The 17,925-nt window shown below is 51.7% G+C and carries 17 protein-coding genes, 1 tRNA gene and 1 riboswitch; of the genes, 6 read left to right on the top strand and 12 right to left on the bottom strand.

What is annotated here, in order from left to right:
* On the top strand, positions 1-408 hold a 408-nt coding region (locus PBA01S_RS12260; RefSeq protein ID WP_304363570.1), incomplete at its 5' end, for a glycoside hydrolase family 2 protein.
* A gap of 69 nt (positions 409-477) precedes the next feature.
* Here PBA01S_RS12260 and PBA01S_RS12255 read toward each other — a convergent pair.
* The 6 genes from PBA01S_RS12255 to PBA01S_RS12230 all read right to left on the bottom strand — a co-directional run bounded on the left by PBA01S_RS12255 (position 478) and on the right by PBA01S_RS12230 (position 9,361).
* The gene (locus PBA01S_RS12255; protein WP_127576078.1) at positions 478-2,487 is read right to left on the bottom strand and encodes a Na+/H+ antiporter; all 2,010 of its coding nucleotides are present in this window, start codon (positions 2,485-2,487) and stop codon (positions 478-480) included.
* 182 nt (positions 2,488-2,669) lie between these two features.
* Positions 2,670-3,701, bottom strand: a complete 1,032-nt coding sequence (locus PBA01S_RS12250; protein WP_016313657.1) for a ribonucleotide-diphosphate reductase subunit beta — start codon at positions 3,699-3,701, stop codon at positions 2,670-2,672.
* Between the two features lie 61 nt (positions 3,702-3,762).
* A complete protein-coding gene (locus tag PBA01S_RS12245; protein ID WP_127576077.1) occupies positions 3,763-4,299 on the bottom strand; it encodes a hypothetical protein in 537 nt (178 codons plus the stop codon).
* Between the two features lie 88 nt (positions 4,300-4,387).
* On the bottom strand, positions 4,388-6,721 hold the full coding sequence (locus PBA01S_RS12240; protein ID WP_127576076.1) for a ribonucleoside-diphosphate reductase subunit alpha: 2,334 nt from the start codon (positions 6,719-6,721) through the stop codon (positions 4,388-4,390).
* 148 nt (positions 6,722-6,869) lie between these two features.
* A complete protein-coding gene (gene nrdG / locus PBA01S_RS12235; protein ID WP_127576075.1) occupies positions 6,870-7,388 on the bottom strand; it encodes an anaerobic ribonucleoside-triphosphate reductase activating protein in 519 nt (172 codons plus the stop codon).
* Positions 7,385-9,361, bottom strand: coding sequence for an anaerobic ribonucleoside triphosphate reductase (locus tag PBA01S_RS12230; protein ID WP_127576074.1), 1,977 nt, complete (start codon positions 9,359-9,361; stop codon positions 7,385-7,387). Before PBA01S_RS12230 ends, nrdG begins: the two co-directional genes overlap by 4 nt.
* A gap of 170 nt (positions 9,362-9,531) precedes the next feature.
* A riboswitch (cobalamin riboswitch) is annotated at positions 9,532-9,785 on the bottom strand.
* Between the two features lie 334 nt (positions 9,786-10,119).
* Here PBA01S_RS12230 and PBA01S_RS12225 point away from each other — a divergent pair.
* Positions 10,120-10,419: an MTH1187 family thiamine-binding protein gene (locus tag PBA01S_RS12225; RefSeq protein WP_009224027.1), complete on the top strand. Its 300-nt coding sequence runs from the start codon at positions 10,120-10,122 to the stop codon at positions 10,417-10,419.
* 71 nt (positions 10,420-10,490) lie between these two features.
* Positions 10,491-10,563: transfer RNA gene (locus tag PBA01S_RS12220), tRNA-Thr, on the top strand.
* A 54-nt stretch (positions 10,564-10,617) separates the two neighbouring features.
* Here PBA01S_RS12220 and PBA01S_RS12215 read toward each other — a convergent pair.
* Positions 10,618-11,259: an FMN-dependent NADH-azoreductase gene (locus PBA01S_RS12215; protein ID WP_127576073.1), complete on the bottom strand. Its 642-nt coding sequence runs from the start codon at positions 11,257-11,259 to the stop codon at positions 10,618-10,620.
* 114 nt (positions 11,260-11,373) lie between these two features.
* Positions 11,374-11,985, bottom strand: a complete 612-nt coding sequence (locus tag PBA01S_RS12210; RefSeq protein ID WP_084628820.1) for a cupin domain-containing protein — start codon at positions 11,983-11,985, stop codon at positions 11,374-11,376.
* 156 nt (positions 11,986-12,141) lie between these two features.
* On the opposite strand from PBA01S_RS12210, the gene PBA01S_RS12205 reads away from it, so the two are divergent.
* Complete coding sequence (locus PBA01S_RS12205; protein WP_051416845.1) at positions 12,142-12,561, top strand: hypothetical protein; 420 nt, start codon at positions 12,142-12,144, stop codon at positions 12,559-12,561.
* Between the two features lie 64 nt (positions 12,562-12,625).
* On the opposite strand, the gene PBA01S_RS12200 is transcribed toward PBA01S_RS12205, so the two are convergent.
* The 4 genes from PBA01S_RS12200 to PBA01S_RS12185 all read right to left on the bottom strand — a co-directional run bounded on the left by PBA01S_RS12200 (position 12,626) and on the right by PBA01S_RS12185 (position 16,442).
* A complete protein-coding gene (locus tag PBA01S_RS12200) occupies positions 12,626-13,714 on the bottom strand; it encodes a Ger(x)C family spore germination protein (protein ID WP_085169577.1) in 1,089 nt (362 codons plus the stop codon).
* Entirely contained in the window at positions 13,711-14,784 is a 1,074-nt protein-coding gene (locus PBA01S_RS12195; protein WP_016313646.1) for a GerAB/ArcD/ProY family transporter, read from the bottom strand. The genes PBA01S_RS12200 and PBA01S_RS12195 overlap by 4 nt, the downstream gene beginning before the upstream one ends.
* A complete protein-coding gene (locus tag PBA01S_RS12190) occupies positions 14,777-16,120 on the bottom strand; it encodes a spore germination protein (RefSeq protein ID WP_127576071.1) in 1,344 nt (447 codons plus the stop codon). The genes PBA01S_RS12195 and PBA01S_RS12190 overlap by 8 nt, the downstream gene beginning before the upstream one ends.
* 163 nt (positions 16,121-16,283) lie before the next feature.
* Positions 16,284-16,442: a hypothetical protein gene (locus tag PBA01S_RS12185; protein ID WP_028538097.1), complete on the bottom strand. Its 159-nt coding sequence runs from the start codon at positions 16,440-16,442 to the stop codon at positions 16,284-16,286.
* A 533-nt stretch (positions 16,443-16,975) separates the two neighbouring features.
* Between PBA01S_RS12185 and PBA01S_RS12180 the strand changes: the two genes are divergently transcribed.
* Entirely contained in the window at positions 16,976-17,362 is a 387-nt protein-coding gene (locus PBA01S_RS12180) for a NusG domain II-containing protein (protein WP_016313644.1), read from the top strand.
* Complete coding sequence (locus PBA01S_RS12175; RefSeq protein ID WP_016313643.1) at positions 17,349-17,903, top strand: Gx transporter family protein; 555 nt, start codon at positions 17,349-17,351, stop codon at positions 17,901-17,903. The genes PBA01S_RS12180 and PBA01S_RS12175 overlap by 14 nt, the downstream gene beginning before the upstream one ends.
* The last annotated feature ends 22 nt before the right edge of the window (positions 17,904-17,925 follow it).

The following is a 17,925-nucleotide window of genomic DNA, read 5'->3' as shown; positions in this document are numbered from 1 at the left end:
CCGCCGCAAGCCGCGTTGCGGCTTGGGCGCTTGGAAGAGGCGGAGGCGCTGGCGGGGTTGGCGCCGGAAGAGGTGCTGGTGGAGCTGAGCGCTGCGGGGTTCAGCGCGCCGGTGAACCGCTATTACCTGCGCGATCCAAAGGAGCTGCGCTTGCCAGCGGCTGAACTGGACGTGCAGGTAGACGAAGCGGAGCAGACCGTCACGGTCACCGCCTCCGGCGGGGCAGCCGCCCGGCTGGTCAAGCTGGAGCTGCCGCTGGGCGGGGTCCGTTACAGCGACAACTACTTCGACCTGCTGCCGGGCGAGAGTCGGACGGTGCGCCTCCGGCACCCGGACGGCTTGCCATTGCCCTGGGCAGCGCTGCGGGTTGGCGCTCTGAACGCCGCCGCCTGGCTGGGCAAGCGTTAAGGCGGTCGGCGGGGCGAGCCGCTGCGACAGCATCCAAAAACACCTCCACATTTGTGGAGGTGTTTTTGGCTATTCCTCGTGCTCGAAGAGGGTGATGCCCTCGATTTGGTTGATCGTTCTGCGCAGCTCCCGGGCTTGCTCTCGGCTGATGTCGCCATTTTCGAACATCCGGTTGACTTCTGCGCGTTCAGCATCCATTACGATCAGCCGCAGTTCTTCCTTCTGCGCTTCCGTCTTCTCGTTGAAGGGACTTGAGGAACCTTTCAGACGTGCGATGGCACGCTTGTAATCCAGGATGACATATTGAACAATGTTGTCGGAATCGTCTCCCTTTTTCAACCCCTGTAAATATTCGAGTGCTGCTTGCAAGGCCTTCAGGTGAATGTCCCGCCCTACGGCCTTCAAGTTGTCATCTTTGTATTTCCGTCTCGCCCGGCGGAAATCCCGGACGGTCGTGCCGACCAGGAAGAAGAAGCGGGAGCTTCCGCTTTGCGACAGCTTCTCTTCCCGGTGATCCAAAGCCTTCTCGAAGGTTTCATACATCTCTTTATCGATTCTGCCTTCCTGGACGGCTTGTTGGATGTAGTTGCGTTCTACCTTAAGTGCGGCCCGGTGCAGTTCGGTGATTTTTCCGAGCATCTCGGGTCGATCAAGCCGCCGAGCGCCCCATTGATCCAACGCGGGCTTCAGCAGCCGGCTATACTCGTCCATAAGCTGGTAGGCTGCGACTTTGTTGTCGTCGTCCATGACCTCTTTGATCTTGTTCAGCGCAACGCGCAACACGCGGGTCCGAGCTTCGTTGTAATCGAGGAACGGGCTGTCCTCTTCGCCGGGTGCTCCCCCTTTGCTAAGCATCGGCAAAAAGATCGTGGCTGCGATCAACGTAAACAAGATCACACCCGCGGCCAAGAACAGAATCAACGACCGTTCCGGGAACGGACCGCCGCTGGCTACGACATAAGGGATAGACAGGACCCCCGCCATCGTAACCGCGCCGCGAACCCCGGTCAAGGTCAGCATCAGGCTGGACTTCGCTGTAGGTTTATCCCCTTTGCCTTTCTTGTAATCATGAATGGCAAATAGATGCGACCAGATAAAGCGAATCCCCAAGATGCCAACTCCAACAATGAGCACGTACCCAATCGCCAGCACATTGTTAATATTCGGGTTAGCGACCGTATCCTGAATGGATGAAGGGATGTTGAGACCGAGCAGCAGGAAGACAACCCCGTTCAGGATGAACAGCAGGGTGGACCAAATATTTTCCGTTAACAATTGCTCCTCGGCCAGCATCGTTTCCGTCCGCTCTCGCATCAGTGAATGCACGATCCCGCCGACAACAACGGCAATAACGCCGGAAGCATGCAGGAATTCCTCCGTCACGATAAAGATCAGGAACGGCGTGAGAATTTGCAGCAGCGAGTGCAGCGTCGTATCCTTAATCCCCTGTTTGAGCAGGGAGAACCGGATCCAGGCCATCGCCAAGCTGAGCACGAAACCAAGCAAAGCCCCGACCACGAACATATAGGAGAAGTCAAACAACGCTTCTTTCAGGGAAAAATAACCTGTCACAACCGCCGCGACCGCGTAGTTAAAAGCGACCAGGCCGGAGGCATCATTGATCAACGATTCCCCCCGGACCAGATTCAGCACCTTCTCCGGGATATGAATCCGCTTGGCGATCCCGTTGACCGCCACTGGATCGGTAGGGGAGAGGATCGCCGCCAGCGCGAACGCCGCAGCGAGCGGAATGTCAGGAATGACGGCATGAATGAGGTAACCGCCTCCCAACGTAGTTAATACGACGAGGATGATGGCATTCCCCAGAATCGCTCCGCGCATATTCCATAACTGGTCACGGGGGAAGTACCTTCCGTCGTTATACAACAGAGGCGCTACGAAGAGCAGCAAGAACCATTCCGTTTCAAGTTCGAGCGAGAACTCATTGTAGGCCAATGCAATGAGGATCCCAAGGGCGATTTGAGTCAGTGCAGTTGGGATCATCGGGATGTAGTGGCTGATAATGTTGGATACCACTAGACAGATGAGCAGCAAAATAACCGTAATCAGCAAATCCATGCAAGCAACGTCCTTCCGAATGTGTTTCAGGCACTTGGCCGATGGTTTAGGATGGTAATGATTATAGCATATCCTGTTTTTTTAAACCGAATTTAAATAGACAAACTTTTCTGCAAAAAAAAGCTCCTCCGCAGCCGACGCGGAAGAGCCATAGATCCGTTTCACTTAAGCAGAGCAAGGAATTATAGGTCATCGAACCCGTTGTCGTCGCCGACCTTGCCATAGTTGCGGGATTTCGCTTCGAAGAAGTCTGTTTTCGTCGCGTTCAGCGCTTCATCGGAGAACGGCTTGATCCACGGCATGCAGTTGATATCCACACCTTCATAGGCTTTATCCAGCCCCATCAACGTCAGCCGTTTGTTCGCGATGTACTTAATGTAATCGGACAATTCGTTTAAGTCGATGCCAGGGACATTTTTTAAGGTATAGTGCGCCCAGTTCGTCTCTAGTTCGACCGCCTTGTCGATTGTGCGATAGGCGTAATCGATATTTTCCTTCGTGTTGAGTTCCGGATAATCGATCAGCAGTTGTTTGAACACTTCGGCGAAGAAGTAGCAGTGCTGGTTCTCATCCCGTTGGATGTACGAGATCATTTGGCTGGTGCCCATCATTTTCTGGTCCCGCGCCAGATTGTAGAAGAATGCGAACGTACTATAGAAGAAGATGCCCTCCAGAATAAGATCCGCTACCAGCGCTTCAAAAAACGATTGCGGCGTAGGTTCGTCACGGAAGTTCTGATAGATATTCGCGATAAATTTGTTGCGGTCCAGCAGCACTGGATCGTGCTTCCAATACTCGAAAATTTCTTTCTGCTCCTGCTCCGACACGATCGAGGACAGCACGTAGGAGTAGGATTGGTTATGTACGACTTCCTGCTGTCCGATGATCGCCGAGATCGCCTCCAACGAGGAGTCGGTGAAGTAGCGTTTGACGTCGCCGACAAACATCGTCTGCATCGAGTCGAGCACCGCCAAGAGCGAGATGTTGATCTTGAAGGTACGTTGCTCTTCCGGATCGAGCAGGGCGAATTGCTGTGCGTCTTTGGCCATCGGGATCTCGTCAGCAATCCAGTGGTTGAGCAGCAGCACCTTGTACAGCTTGTACATATGCGGCATGCGGATGTCGTTCCAGTTCAGGATGCCTGAGCATTCGCCGCCGATGATGCGCGTAGATTTGTTGGGGGCTTCGGTATTAAAAATCGTTTGAAGTTGCATGGGATTTTCGCTCCTTAATTTTTGTTGAGTAAGTTGTACATGGGATGGGGGTATTGCGAGATCAGGTTGCCGGCGTTTCTCCAGAATCATTTCCCCCTCTGGCCCGCATGTATATATGTTCAAAACGTGAGCGCATCCCCGCAGGGGATAGCGTCTTCAAGCACGCAGTTACGCTCAAAGCGCCTTTGCTGCTCCCTCGTCTTGCGCCAAAAGTAAGTGCATCCCGAAGGGACAACGCCTCCCGGCACGAAGTTCCGCCTAAAGCGCCCCGGAAGCTTTCTCGTTTTGCACCAAAAGTAAGTGCATCCCCGAAGGGGACAACGACGGTTACGCACGGAGCAGCACCATGTCCGCCGCAGTCGCAGTCCCCGCCCCGCAGGAGCACTGCAGTAGAGCGGGCCCGAAGGGCGACAAGCGGCTCAGTGCACATATGCCGCCCGGGTGCGCCGACAGCAGCAGTCCTGAGCAGCACGGTTTTCCAGGTCACTCGGGAGCGCCCAAAGTAAGACGTACCCGAAGGGGGAAAAGCGTTCCACGAGCCAACCTCAGCGAATCCCCGATAGGGGAGAGCGCGCAGGAGCGCCTCTTGCTCTCCCACGTTCTTCCCCTTTGCGGGAGACCAGAGGGCAGCAGGCCCTCGGGCGCCCTCCCTTACGGTAAGGGAGGGGTGGGGAGGGTTGAGTACCTCATGAGGCGCAGCTCTCACACTCCTCAATCGTCAACGCCCGGCTCCGCACATAATACGTCGACTTCAACCCGGCCTTCCAAGCATGCAGATGCAGGTCAAGGAAGTCAGTGGCCCGGATGTCCGGCCGCACGTACAGGTTGAAGCTTTGGCCTTGGTCGACGTGGCGCTGGCGCGCACCGGCCATTTCGATCGACCAATGCTGATCGATCAGGAACGCGGTCTTGTAGTACCAGATCGTTTTTTCGGACAGGTCCGGTGCCGGATTGGCGATTTTGTACGTCGTCTTCTCTTCATACGAGAGCAGCTCGTACAACGGATCGATGCTGGCGGTGGAGCCGGCGATAATCGAGGTTGAACCGTTAGGGGCGATGGCGAACATCCAGGCGTTGCGAACGCCGTTCTCACGCACTTCCTTCTGCAGCTCGCGCCATTGCTCGGTCGTCACGTATTTGCCTTCGCGGGAGCCGTCCACGTAACCGCGGGATACGAAGTATTGCCCGGTTTCCCAATCGGAGCCGGAAAATTTCGGATATTTGCCTTTTTCCTTAGCCAGCTCCATGCTGGATTGGATCAGGAGGTAGTTGATCTTTTCATACAGAGCGTCATTGTATTCCACGGCCTCCTGGGATTCCCAGCGGATGCCTTCGAGCGCGAGCAGATGGTGCAGGCCAAACGTGCCGAGCCCGATCGCCCGATACTGGCTGTTCGTATACTGCGCTTGCAGCACTTCAATATTGTTGATGTCGATAACGTTATCAAGCATCCGCGTCTGAATCGGTACTAACCGCTCCAGTACGCCGGCCGGTACTGCGCGGGCCAGGTGGATGGAGTTCAGGTTGCAGACGACGAAATCGCCCGGGATTTTGGACACGACGATCCGCGTTTGTCCGTCCTTCGTCACCAGTTCCTCTTGCTCGACGACGGTTGGCGATTGATTTTGCATAATCTCCGTACACAGATTGGACGAGTAAATCATCCCATGCGCGCGGTTCGGGTTCGCCCGGTTTACCGTATCGCGGTAGAACATGTACGGTGTGCCGGTCTCAAGCTGCGATTTCATGATGCGCTTCATGATATCAATCGCTGGCATCGTGATGCGTGACAGAGTAGGGTGGGCCACGGCTTCGGCGTATTTTTCACGGAAGCTGCCTTTCCCAAGCTCCTCGTCATAGAAATCCTCCAGCCCCAACGCACGCCCGTTCTCATCCTTCCAGCCCATCGTCTTCTTCACTTCGTGCGGGCAGAACAGATGCCATTCCCCGCGGGCCTCCACCGCCTCCATAAACAGATCAGGCAAGCATACGCCGTGGAAGACGTCATGCGCGCGCATCCGCTCGTCACCGTTGTTCAGCTTCAAGTCGAGGAAGGCGAGAATATCTTTGTGAAAAACATCCAGATAAACCGCAATCGCACCTTTACGAGTTCCAAGCTGGTCGACGCTGACGGCGGTGTTGTTCAGCTGGCGAATCCAAGGGATTACGCCGGAGCTGGTGTTCTTGTGACCGCGAATGTCCGAGCCGCGCGCGCGGACCTTGCCGAGGTAAACGCCGATGCCGCCGCCCATTTTGCTCAAGCGGGCAACGTCGGTATTGGAGTCGAAGATGCCCTCAAGGGAATCGTCAACGGTATCGATAAAGCAGCTGGAGAGCTGGCCGGCTACTTTTTTACCGGCATTGGACATCGTTGGCGTCGCTGCAGTCATATAGAGGTTGCTCATCGCCCAATACGCTTCCTTCACCAGTTCCAGACGCTTCTCTTCCGGCTCTTTATGCATCAGGTACATGGCGATGACCATATAACGCTCCTGCGGAAGTTCCATCGTCCGTCCGTCGAAGTCGGTCGCCAGGTAACGCTCCGTTAACGTCAACAGACCGATGTAGTCGAACAGCAGATCGCAGGATGGGTCGATCGTGCGGCCCAGCTCTTCAATTTGCTCTTTCGTATAGCACTCCAGCAGCTCCTCGCGGTAAATACCGAGTTGGCATAGCTCGGTGATGAGGTGATAGAACGACCCGTAAGGTTGCTCTGGATAGGCTTTGTAGCGACGATGAACCGCTGCTTTCTTATACAGAGAGGTAAGCAGGGAGCGGGCCGCTGCATATTTCCAATCGGGCTCATCTTTGCTGACGAGCTCCAGTGCGGACATCGTAAACGCGTTGCTAATTTCTTCACCGGTCACCACATCCCGGCGCAGCTTTGCATTGACGCCGCGCAGCAGGCGCTCTTTATCGACGTTATGTAATCCTTGCAAAATCCGGTCAGCATAGACGCCAAGGCGTGCGCTGTCAAACGCAAGCTGTCGGTTATTTGGTTTTGTCACTAGAGTAGGCATGAGATAAATCCTCACTTTCCATATATTAAGGTAGGATCAATACTGCAGATGGGGGGCGTTACCCCAAATCTTGAATGTTCAAATTGCAGATAATCAGTGAAAAAAGGGGCGCAATCAAGTTGCGCTCAGGATCAATAAGATCAATCAGCTAAAAAGAGAACAGGGGCTCCCATAACACGGCTTGTCCCTGCCGCAGGCTTTGTTGAATATCGATCAGCCGTTGATTGGAGCTGCCGCGATAGAGCAGGGAAGGATCGCGAAGCTCCTCAACGAACCTTCCGTCGACCAGCACCTCGCAACGCCGCAACAGTTCATATTCGGGGGAGCCGGGGCGTTCGATTAATTCTTCCAACGTATAACCGGTGTAAATCCAGATGGATATTGGCCCGGTTTCCGCCACAAGCCGGTCGATAAAACCGCAGACCTCAGCAGCGGAGAAAAAAGGATCACCGCCAAGGATCGTGAGTCCGCTGAGCAACGGATTATGTTTAATGTCATAAATAATTTCTGCTTCCCGCTCCAAAGTGAGCGGTTCCCCGTAATCGAAGCTCCAGGTTTTTGGGCTGAAGCAGCCTTTGCAATAATGGCGGCATCCGCTGATGAAGATCGCTGCTCTCAAGCCGGGCCCTTCATTAATGGATTCCGGGTAGTACCCGCAAATGTTCATGCGTCGTGTTTCACCCGGTCGCGAACCTCCGCTTGTTTAGCGGGGTTGAACCGTGTCTGGTAGTCGCCGGTCAGATAACCGGTCACCCGGCGCAAACGGCGAATATGCACTTCGCTCTCATGGCTGCCGCAGGAGGGGCAGCTTGCCCCAATGATCCCTTCAAAGCCGCAGGCGGAGCAGCGGTCGATCGGATGGTTGATGCTAAAATAGCTGACCTGCTGCTGCAGGGCGTATTGCACGATTTTGACGAATGCTTCCGGATTGTTGCGGGCATTGCCGTTAAGCTCGATATAAGAGATGGCTCCGGCGTTGCACAGCCCGTGGAATTTGGCTTCCAGCTCGATTTTTCGTGCCGCACTGATGTTGTAGTAGACCGGGATATGGAACGAATTCGTGTAATACTCGCGGTCCAAAATCCCGGGCAGCGGGCCGTAGACCGCACGGTCGCGTTTGGTGAACTTGCCGGACAGCCCCTCCGCCGGGGTCGCAAACAACGTGATATTGAGATTGTGAATTTCGCTTTGGCCGTCACAATAGTCGCGCATGTAGGCGATCAGGTCGTAAGCTTTCTGATACACGGCTTCATCTTCGCCGTGATGCTTCCCGTACATCGCCTTCATGCATTCGGCCAGCCCGATGAACCCGATGGACAAGCTGCCGTGCTTCAGCAATTCGCCGACCTGATCATCCGGCGCCAGCTGCTCACCGCCTTCCCAGACGCCTTCCCGCATCATGAAATCGGAAGCCTTCGCTTTTTGGGAGGCCTGAATCGAGAAGCGATGCAGCAATCCCTCCAGGGCGATATTCATATAGTGAGTCAGCTCGCGGTAGAAGCCGCGTTCGTCGGGCTCTTTGCGGTGTCCCAACGCGATGCCGTACTTCAAGCCTAGCTTGACCAGGTTCAGCGTATTAAAGGAAAGGTTGCCTTTGCCAGACAGACGATTGCGGCCGAACCGGTCAGCCAGCACCCGGGTGCGGCAGCCCATTGTCGCAAATTCCGTATCCGGATCCGTTGGATCGTAGTACATCAGATTCAGCGGAGCATCCAGGTTGGCGAAGTTGGGATAAAGCCGTTTGGCCGAGCATTCCGCCGCTTTCAGAAATAGGGAGTAGTTAGGTTCCCCCGGATTCTGGTTGACGCCTTGTTTACATTTAAAAATCTGAATCGGGAAAATCGGCGTTTCCCCATGGCCCAGCCCGCGTATCGTGGCCGTGAGCAGGGAGTCGATGACCAGTTGTCCTTCCGGTGAGGTACATGTGCCGTAATTGATGCTGGTGAACGGGATTTGCCCGCCGGCCCGGCTCGACATCGTGTTCAGATTATGGATCAGGCTTTCGGCTGCCTGGAACGTCTCACTTTTGGTTTCCTTGAGCGCATAGCTAAATGCCTTAGGATATTGCTTCTTCAGATCGCTGCGGCTCATGGTGATATCACCAAAATCAGCGTTCGCGTTGCCCTCCTCGAAATAATCCAGCCCTTTGCGGAAGTATTTGGCGAACGATTTGGCTACGTACGGAGCGAGATCAAAGTCCAGCTTATTGGCGGACACGCCGCCGTATTGGGAGTTTTGCTGGGATTGGAAAATGATCGCTACCAGCGCCATCGCCGTCATGATCGAAGTTGGCGGGCGTACGCTGCCGTTGCCGGTGTTGAAGCCTCTGCGCAGCAGCTTGTCAAACGGGATAAAGATACAGTTCGTTGTGCCAAGAGCATACTGATCCAAGTCGTGAACATACACGATATTATCCTGAATCGCCTGGACCAAGCGAGTTGGCAGTACGAAATGACTTGCATACCATTTAGAATACTCGCTGCCGAATTTGCTCATCTTGCCGGAGAAGCTCTCTCCGTTTAAATTGGCGTTCTCACGCAGCACCTCAAGATTGCGGCTCTGGACGATTTCCTCGCCCATTCGAATCACTTCATCCAGCAAGGTGTCCCGGCCGGTATACGTCTGGCTTACCCATGCCATAACACACTTCTCCTCCCTGTAAACCGAGCTTTAGTTCAAAAATAAAAGAGCATGTCCAACCAACGAGGTAGACATGCCCGAATGCACTGCAAAAAAGATGGACAGACCAAATCAAGGCCCAACATTTCGGCGGCAAGCGGACACCATCCCTGATCCTCGCAGGTTTTCCGTCGGTGTCTTTCAAACGGGCAGGTCTCCTGGCTTTCGGAACGTTGCTGACGCCTTCCCGCAGCTCATCAAGCATTAAGCTGTAGTGGCATATCGTCAGTCGAACGGCTGGGTCTTCAAGACGATGTAGGCGAACGCCTCGTCTTTAGTACCCAGCTACCGATTACAGTGGCGGGACCGCAGCGGACTTGCACCGCACTTCCCTTTTAAGCTCCGGCGGATCGTCCGCCGGATCACCCGTTCACACTATATTTTGTTGCGTTGATCTAAGGATAGCCCAAGATGTTGTGTTTGTAAATGGGATTTTCCCATTGAAAACTGACTGAAAACGATGTGAAAACCTCCGGTCCGCGCAATGATGCGGAGAGCGGGGGACGGATGAAAAATGTGAACATTTATAAATGGGACTGGAGGACTAGACGGCGTTTTACAGGGGATGTGAGTTTTGGGGATGGCCTGGAAATTTAGCAGACGGGTTCGGTTGATCTTCAGGAGCGGGGTTGGTTAGAATAGAGTTATCGGACGAAAAACAGCTTAGGGATCTAAAGGTTTCAAACCAATCCAATAACCAGGAAAGAAGGGAGCCGATTATGGCTATCGCCGAAGTTACCGTTATTCCGATCGGGACGGGGAGCACCAGCCTCAGCGCTTATGTAGCCGAGTTGCATCGGGTGTTGGAGAAGCAGAAGGGCATTACCTTTACCCTCACCTCCATGAGCACGATTATTGAAGGATCGTTAGATGATGTGTTTACTGCGATTCGCGCGATTCACGAAGCGCCGTTCCAATCCGGTGCCGGCCGCGTATCAACCTCGATCAAGATCGATGATCGCCGCGACAAAGCCAGCTCCTCGGAGCAGAAGCTACGCTCGGTGCGCGAGAAATTATAATTTCTTGAAATTGGTGCTTGCATTATTTTTAAAACTCGGTATAATAAATTTTGTTCGCTAAAAACGAACCTGCTGGTGTAGCTCAGCTGGTAGAGCAACGCATTCGTAATGCGTGGGTCGGGGGTTCGAGTCCCTTCACCAGCATCTGATATGCAAGCGTAACGCGCCCTCCGAGGTTTTCGGGGGGCGCTTTTTTTATCATTTCAAAGCCAACTGAACCGCCGCTTTCTCCGCTTCGGTATAGGCCTTCTGCAAAACTTCATCTTTATCTAAAATGTCGGTTCCTTGAACCCGAATGATTTCAAAATCCTCGATCCCCAGAAATTGAAACATCGATTTCAGGTACTTATAAGAGAATTCAACTTCGGTATACCAATCGTTGTTGGTATAAATCGCTCCGCTGCCCTGGATGACCACCATGCTGCGTCCGTCCTTAAGAAGACCTACGGATCCATTTTCGGTGTACTTGAAGGTTTCTTTGGCGATCATAATGTTATCCATATAGTCCTTTAATTTGGACGGCACGTTAAAGTTATGCAAAGGGTAGGCGATGATATACTTCCGCGCGCTTTTGAATTGTTGAAGGACCTTGTCCATCTTTCGGGTGACCTCGTGCTCTTCGCTCGTTAGTTCTTCACCGTTTCTTTGTTTTCTCCATGCGCTAAGTACCGTCTTGTCCACCATGGGGACAACGTCCTCGTATAAGTTGATTTGTTCGATGATCTCCTCGCCGGATTGATGCTCTCTATATTTTTTTAGAAAAAAGTCCAATACGTTCAGACTAAAAGATGCAGTCGAATTTGCCTCCGGGTGTGCGTTAATGACCAGTAATTTGCTCATTGTTGGTTCCTCCATTTTGTCTTTATTTTGTGTACATCTATAAGACAAGTGAAGGAATCTATTTGTGACAGCAAACAGGGAGGTTTCCATCAACCTCCCTGTCCCCCATCGAGATTACTCGTGCTCCATCATCGCTTCTCGTTTCGTTCGATGCACCGTGCCAAATTTATGGTGCGGCGGGGCATAAATGACATACACCTTCAGCGGCTCATTGCCGGTGTTGATGATGTTGTGCCACGTGCCCGCGGGGATGAAGACCGCGTCGTCTTCACGGATGTTTCGTACGAAGGTGAGGTGATCCGCACGATCGCCCATTTGCGCAACGCCTCGACCTTCTTCCACGCGTACAAACTGATCCGTATCCGGGTGAACCTCCAAGCCGATATCTTCACCGACCGGAATGCTCATCAAAGTGACCTGAAAATACTTGCCCGTCCAGAGAGCGGTCCGGAAGTTCCGGTTATGCTCGGCGGCATCGCTGATATTGATGACAAACGGCTGTTGCCCGTAATCTTGAAGGGGCTGCCGATCCCAAGATCCCTCTTGCAAAGGAGACGAATCGTATTCAGGATAGATCGGGCTGGGCTCGATATAGTCAGGATAGCGGGCAGGTTGATAGGCCGGCGGATTGGAATAACCGTAAGCGAAATAAGGCTGAGGATAGATGTAAGGATCATACGGAGCGGCGTACGACAAGCCGGGGTACGGTCCGGGAACATAACTCATGTCTGACATAACCTCCAAGTTTTTTTTCCATCATATGCCCATTTCTTGCTCCTGTGCTTGTATAAAATTGAGTCAATTCTACTAATGCATTCATCTAAGAATCTTCTTTCTCTCTAACATAGAATAGAACATACCTTAGCAAAGGGGAGAGATGGTATGGCAAAAACACTTTTGGATTACAACTCGACGGTTGTGACTCCGATTACCAATGGTGTTAACATTCCGATTCCGGTTGCAGGGGGCGTACAGATTGCAGGGGTTTCGGTATTCCTGGATCCCGCAGATCCAGCGTCCTTGACTAACCGTGTTGAGTTGAAGGCAACAATTGGCGTTGAAGCGCAGCTGGATACGCCGAACATCCTGGTGCGTATCTGGAGAGCAGGCACCGAAATCTTCTATGGACTGGTAGAAATCGAGGACGCCTTCAACGATTGGGGCCTTATCAATGTGCACATGGTTGAGCATGCCCCGCTTGGAGTCCAAAACTATCAATTGATCGTAGAAAATCAGGATAATAACAGCTCCGCCAGAGTTGTAGGGCCGGTCGTCTTCACGGCGATGGCTATCGGCGGATAATGCTCTTCTTTCATGAAAAATCCCCTCACGGTGCGACCGGGGGGGATTTTCTTGATTGTGAGCTTTATTGGCGAGTATTGATGTTATCGGTTTTTAGGTTCCCTTCGTTTTGAATTGTTGTTTTCACCACCAAGTCCACTCTCAGACGGGGAAAATATTCCGACCGCCAATGGGCGAGCTGTTCCCTCGGGATTTTGTTCCGGAAATATTGGCCTACGCCCAAGATGTCCGCTTCATGCTGTTGCATGGACTTTATCATTTTTCTGAAACGTTCAGTCAACTGGGACTCGAGCTCATCCTTGATTGTATCGAGAGAAGGATGCCCGCGGGTTTCCAGGATCGACACCTTCAGATGGATCTGGCTGCGAATGTACGGTGCTCCGTTTTTCAGTGTAACGTGATGCTTCATGGAGTTGCCTAGGATAATCACGCTGGCGTGGTTCATGACCTCAATTCGGCCATGTGCGCTTCGCTCATTAAACGCATTGAACAGCATGGTTTCATCCTCCGAAATCTGCCCGACCATCCGGCCGTGCTGGATGATGGCAGTGCCGGCGTTTTCGATGATGGTGCTTGTTCCTGATCGAATGAGCGGAATCCCGATGTCCCGGGTGTAAGAATGGATGCTGCGAAAGATTTCCCAGATTCGCGAGACCGCGACGGTTGGGTTTAGACCGGCATTTTTCTCGAAGAAGTTGTATAACACGGTTTGATCGGTTTCTGTCTCTTTATGTAAATGATAGAAGAATTTGCCTATATCCTCATCGCAAATGGCAACCAATGCTTTGGCTGAAATTTCACGGGAACGGATGAAGCTGGAGACGCTGTCGGCTAACCCTTCCTCGGCATATTTTCGTTCAAAGACAATGACTTTTAAATGCAGCAAATCCACGCGGGATTCCATGTTTGAGCTAATCTCATCAACGATCTCGGTAATCGTCTGACCCGTTCGTGTCACGAGCATAGATTTAGTCCCATCTTGGCCCGATTCGGGAATCATAAGAAATACTTTGTACATGGAATCTACCCGGGAGATCCCCATGACGATAGGCAAGGAACGGTGGTTGATGTCTCGATTATCCCAACATCCGCCTAGAATGAAGAGGCAGCAGATGGCCAGTACCATTTTTAGTAGAAGCAGACGGGTCTTCATACGGCAGTCGCAGCCTTCCGTCGGGAAATCCATCCCAGAATATAGATCGAAAACGGAATGACGAGGTAATTATAGGTATGCAACCAGGCATTCACATCAAAAAGGAAATCAACTTCCTGCAAATCTCGAATTTTGATGCCGGAGATGAAGATCAGCAGGTAGAGCGCGATGACGATGTAAGGCGTCCGGACGGTTTTCGGCAGACAACGCTTCAAGATCTCAGTATTGACCCAAACCGTCAAGGATACAAACAACATGAAGAACGTGACGGTGCAGAGCAAGAAGAACATCGTGATGCGGTCAAACATCAGCCAAGTAATATCAATGGTATCCACTGCGGTGATGAAGGGGAAATAGAACTTGGCCGCCGTATCCTCCCCAAAGGTTAACACCGGAATGTACACCGCAATCAAATAGAACGGAATAAGGGTAATGCTCCACCACAAGATTTTTTTACGGTTATACCGTATGCTGGGCTGGATGAATCCGAGATACATAAACCCGCAGGCAAATGTAGACTCCAGGTACTTGGGGTTGGTAAGGAACGAAAAATCGTTGCTCCATAAGGGGAAGACGTAATGCCAATCGACATTCTGAAACGCCATGCATAATACAAAGAGAATCAGAGGGAAAAAGATCACCCCCATAAGGACGCCGGTACGAAAAAGGGCATGGATGTCCAAGGAAGAGATGAAGGCCGAAATGATCGCGATGAGCAGCATGGTTGCCCATAACGGGGTGTAGGACAGAAACACGAGGGAGATCGTTTCCGCATACGCCCGAATCGTCACGGAGGCTAGCATAGACAAGTAAACGAATAGGGGCAACAGGAAGATCGCGGTAAGGAGCTTCCCATACTGGAGATAGATATCCATCAGGTTCTGGCCTTCAAAGCGGCTTAATCCCTTGGTATAGATGTAGATCAAAAACCAATGCAGAAGAAAGCCCAATAGGATCGAGATCCAGTGGGCTTCCTTCGTGCAGTCTATGATGGTCGTAGGGAAGATAAAGAAAACGATCCCGAGGTGAATCAGGATATGGACGATGATAACTTGAATACTTCTATCCACTCGAATCATCCTTTTGTTTAAAGAAGTGTAAGTAAGGAATGCCGTAGGTGGTCGCACTGGCAAAATAAGCGCAGAGGATAACCAAGCCGGACATAATCCCAAGAATGCCAAATAGGGCAGCCAAGATTAACGTGAGATATTTGTACAGACGCAGGGGCAACGAGTTCTGAAATCCTACCACGGTCGAGTTGGCAATACTGGTTGCCGCCAAGATAATGATCAGCAGGCTGCTGACCAATCTGGCTTGAACGACGGCTTGTCCTAAAATAATCCCTCCAACGACCGTAAGTGTAGGGCCGATGCTCTTGGGCAGTCGGACACTGGCAACGATGATAAGCTCCAGCACAATTAACAGCAGCATGGTCTCTACGAATGCCGGGTACGGTACACCGGATCGGCTCTCGGCAATCGTAAGCGCCAGTTCAATCCGCAGTACCTCCGGGTTCACGGAGACGAGCGCAACATAGAGTGCAGGGATAATGAGGTCGATGAGGATGCCAGCCAAGCGTAGCCCCCGAATGATATACATGAACATAGCCGAGTAATTCCGGTCATTCTCCATCATGAAGATATCGCTGACTAAAGCCGGTAAAATCAAGGCAAGCGGTAACCGATCGATAAAAAGAAGAAGACGGCCTTGCCGGAGCGCATAGGCAGCCTCAATCGGCATCTCGGTTGTGTAGAATTTCGGCAAGGCGCTCCACGGATGGAAGCCAAGTGATTTGGAGAGACGTTGCACATTATAGATATCTTGGTGCTTGTTCGCCTCAAGGCGCTCCTTCACTTCTCGGAGCAGATCCGGCCTCACTTGACCTTCCAAGTACATCAGGGTTATTTTTCGAGACGTGTTCTTTCCGGTAAGGTACATCTTCGTACATAACTTCTCCGTGTTTAATTCCTTCTTCATGAGTCCTACATTGGTAAGGAGGTCATCGCTGAAGGCGCTGGCCGCACCTTGCAGTACGTTCTCATTGAGCGGCTGTTCGATCCCGCGGTGCAAGGTAACGGGAACTGGCAAGATCTGCAGGTACACTTGGGGATCTGGACAGCAGACAATCAAGTTGCCGCTCGTCAAAGCGGAATACAAGGTATCTTCGTTAGGTTCCGAGAGGACTTGGCCAAGATGGGCTAATACCGACAAGAAGGCAATTGGATCTTGGCTCCCGTCCCAATCCGCCTCCCGGATGGAGATCTGCAGATTCGCCCAAGTTCTCGGCAGATCGATCAATGACTTGAATCCCATGACGCGAACTGGTCGTCCAGCCCATATATGCTCTTCGATAAAAAAATCGCCATCCTGCTCAAAACGGCTGCGAATGCGGTCCACAAGTTCCATTGCCAATCCTCTTTCTCTTTAAATCGTCTCAATGGAAGTGTTTGCTGGAAAGGATGGGAATATGTACGTTGATAGAAAAACACCGCCAAGGAAATGACGGTGTGCTCCATGCTGAATACCCGGAAGCTGTAGCTTCCGGGTCGTCCGTCTCCCAAACGGATGGCTAACGGTGTTCAATCAAGTCGATGGTACCCAACACAATATGGGCCAAACCAAAACCAAGCGCACCGGTAGCGGCAAGCTTATACTTGCTTCCAAGCAGTGTTGCGGCCGAAGCGGATACTACAGCTCCAAGAACGGTAGGAATCAAACCTTCGCGCATTTCATACACCCCTTTGGATTGTTTGGAAAGACAGCCTTATTCTAAGCAAAACAGGCACCGGCTATGCGCGCCAATGCCTGCTTCGTATTGTTATCCAAGCCTTCATATACACGTGAAGACCGGCCTTATTGTCCCTGCTCCGACTACAACAAACTGCCTGTTTCTAAAACAACAAATGCCCTACCTCTCATTTGTCCTTGCGGCTCCGATGACCGCGCCAGTGTGAATCAGAAAAACGTCCAAATTCTTACATTGATTGGGTCATTCAAATAAGGAATTTCATACCGAACGGTATAAGGAGAGTTATAATCTTCTGAGGAACTGCAACGTGGTTATAACAACTAATTTATTATTATACTTGAATCAATAAAAAAAAGCAATACATATATTTAGAGGGCTTTTTAAAGTGATGATTTTGTGAAACCCGGGGAAAACCGAAAAACGTGAGATATTTGTCACACTAGAGGAGGGGAGGCACCATGTATAATGAGGTCATCTAAGATTTATATAATCAAAAAATAAGGGAGTTAGCCATGAAACGCGGAGATATCCTGTTGATCGGAGCCATCGTCGTGATTGCTTTGGCCTTCTTGGTTCCGAGATGGTTTGGCGATTCAAGTGAAAACAATCACAATGATGAGAATCGGGTTGCGAGAATCACAGTGGATGGGAAGCTGTATAAGACGGTGCAGTTGACCGGAGAAGAACAGACGGTGGACATTAAAACGGAGTATGGCTACAACATTTTGAAGGTACATGACTACGGGATTGAAATGATCGACGCTGACTGCCCGGATAAAGTGTGCCTAACCTTCGGATTTATTGACCGGAACGGCGGGACGATTGTTTGCTTGCCACATAAGTTGATGGTTGAAGTGGTAGCTACAGAAGGGGGCGACGAAGTTGATGCAATCCTTTAATGAGTCATCAAGCCTGATGTTAAAAAGAACGGTGATCGTCGCGATATTCGCGGCAGTGGCGGTCGTTCTCAGCTTGGTAGAGTCTCTGATTCCCGTGAACATGAGCGTGCCCGGGGCGAAGCTTGGGCTGGCGAATATTATGGTGCTGACTTGCCTTTATTTTCTCAGGGCCCGGGACGCCTTCATGATGGTGCTGTTAAAGACGCTGCTCACGGCGTTTATTTTCGGGACCTTTTCCAGCTTTCTGTTCAGTATTATGGGGGCGTTGTTCAGCTTTGCGGCGATGTGGTTTCTGCTGCTGGTTGGGCGCAGACGGCTAAGCGTTATCGGGATTAGCATCGTTGGGGGGATTGCCCATAATATCGGGCAATTGACCGCCGCTGCTCTGTATTTTAGTACGACGAAAATTTTCTACTATTTACCGATGTTGCTCATCATGGGAGTTCTGACCGGGATCGCCGTTGGGATTGCTGTGAGATATTTGATTCCGTCGTTGTCGAAGCTGTCTTTGTTTGAAGGTTTTTTAGCGGAAACGGCATAAGCCGGAGGGGCTTCACATGACG

The sequence above is a fragment of the Paenibacillus barengoltzii NBRC 101215 genome, assembly GCF_004000745.1.
GTDB classification, from domain to species: Bacteria; Bacillota; Bacilli; order Paenibacillales; family Paenibacillaceae; genus Fontibacillus; species Fontibacillus barengoltzii.
Note: the sequence above shows the minus strand (reverse complement) of the source record. Positions and strands in the feature narration are given on the sequence as shown.

Excerpts from the sequence above, each read along its gene's own strand:
- PBA01S_RS12250 (WP_016313657.1), bottom strand. The coding sequence starts at position 3,701 with ATGCAACTTCAAACGATTTTTAATACCGAAGCCCCCAACAAATCTACG.
- PBA01S_RS12205 (WP_051416845.1), top strand. The coding sequence starts at position 12,142 with ATGGCAAAAACACTTTTGGATTACAACTCGACGGTTGTGACTCCGATT.
- PBA01S_RS12175 (WP_016313643.1), top strand. The coding sequence starts at position 17,349 with ATGCAATCCTTTAATGAGTCATCAAGCCTGATGTTAAAAAGAACGGTG.
- PBA01S_RS12230 (WP_127576074.1), bottom strand. The coding sequence starts at position 9,361 with ATGGCATGGGTAAGCCAGACGTATACCGGCCGGGACACCTTGCTGGAT.
- PBA01S_RS12255 (WP_127576078.1), bottom strand. The coding sequence starts at position 2,487 with ATGGATTTGCTGATTACGGTTATTTTGCTGCTCATCTGTCTAGTGGTA.
- PBA01S_RS12225 (WP_009224027.1), top strand. The coding sequence starts at position 10,120 with ATGGCTATCGCCGAAGTTACCGTTATTCCGATCGGGACGGGGAGCACC.
- PBA01S_RS12185 (WP_028538097.1), bottom strand. The coding sequence starts at position 16,442 with ATGCGCGAAGGTTTGATTCCTACCGTTCTTGGAGCTGTAGTATCCGCT.
- PBA01S_RS12240 (WP_127576076.1), bottom strand. The coding sequence starts at position 6,721 with ATGCCTACTCTAGTGACAAAACCAAATAACCGACAGCTTGCGTTTGAC.
- PBA01S_RS12180 (WP_016313644.1), top strand. The coding sequence starts at position 16,976 with ATGAAACGCGGAGATATCCTGTTGATCGGAGCCATCGTCGTGATTGCT.
- PBA01S_RS12190 (WP_127576071.1), bottom strand. The coding sequence starts at position 16,120 with ATGGAACTTGTGGACCGCATTCGCAGCCGTTTTGAGCAGGATGGCGAT.
- PBA01S_RS12215 (WP_127576073.1), bottom strand. The coding sequence starts at position 11,259 with ATGAGCAAATTACTGGTCATTAACGCACACCCGGAGGCAAATTCGACT.
- PBA01S_RS12200 (WP_085169577.1), bottom strand. The coding sequence starts at position 13,714 with ATGAAGACCCGTCTGCTTCTACTAAAAATGGTACTGGCCATCTGCTGC.
- nrdG (WP_127576075.1), bottom strand. The coding sequence starts at position 7,388 with ATGAACATTTGCGGGTACTACCCGGAATCCATTAATGAAGGGCCCGGC.
- PBA01S_RS12210 (WP_084628820.1), bottom strand. The coding sequence starts at position 11,985 with ATGAGTTATGTTCCCGGACCGTACCCCGGCTTGTCGTACGCCGCTCCG.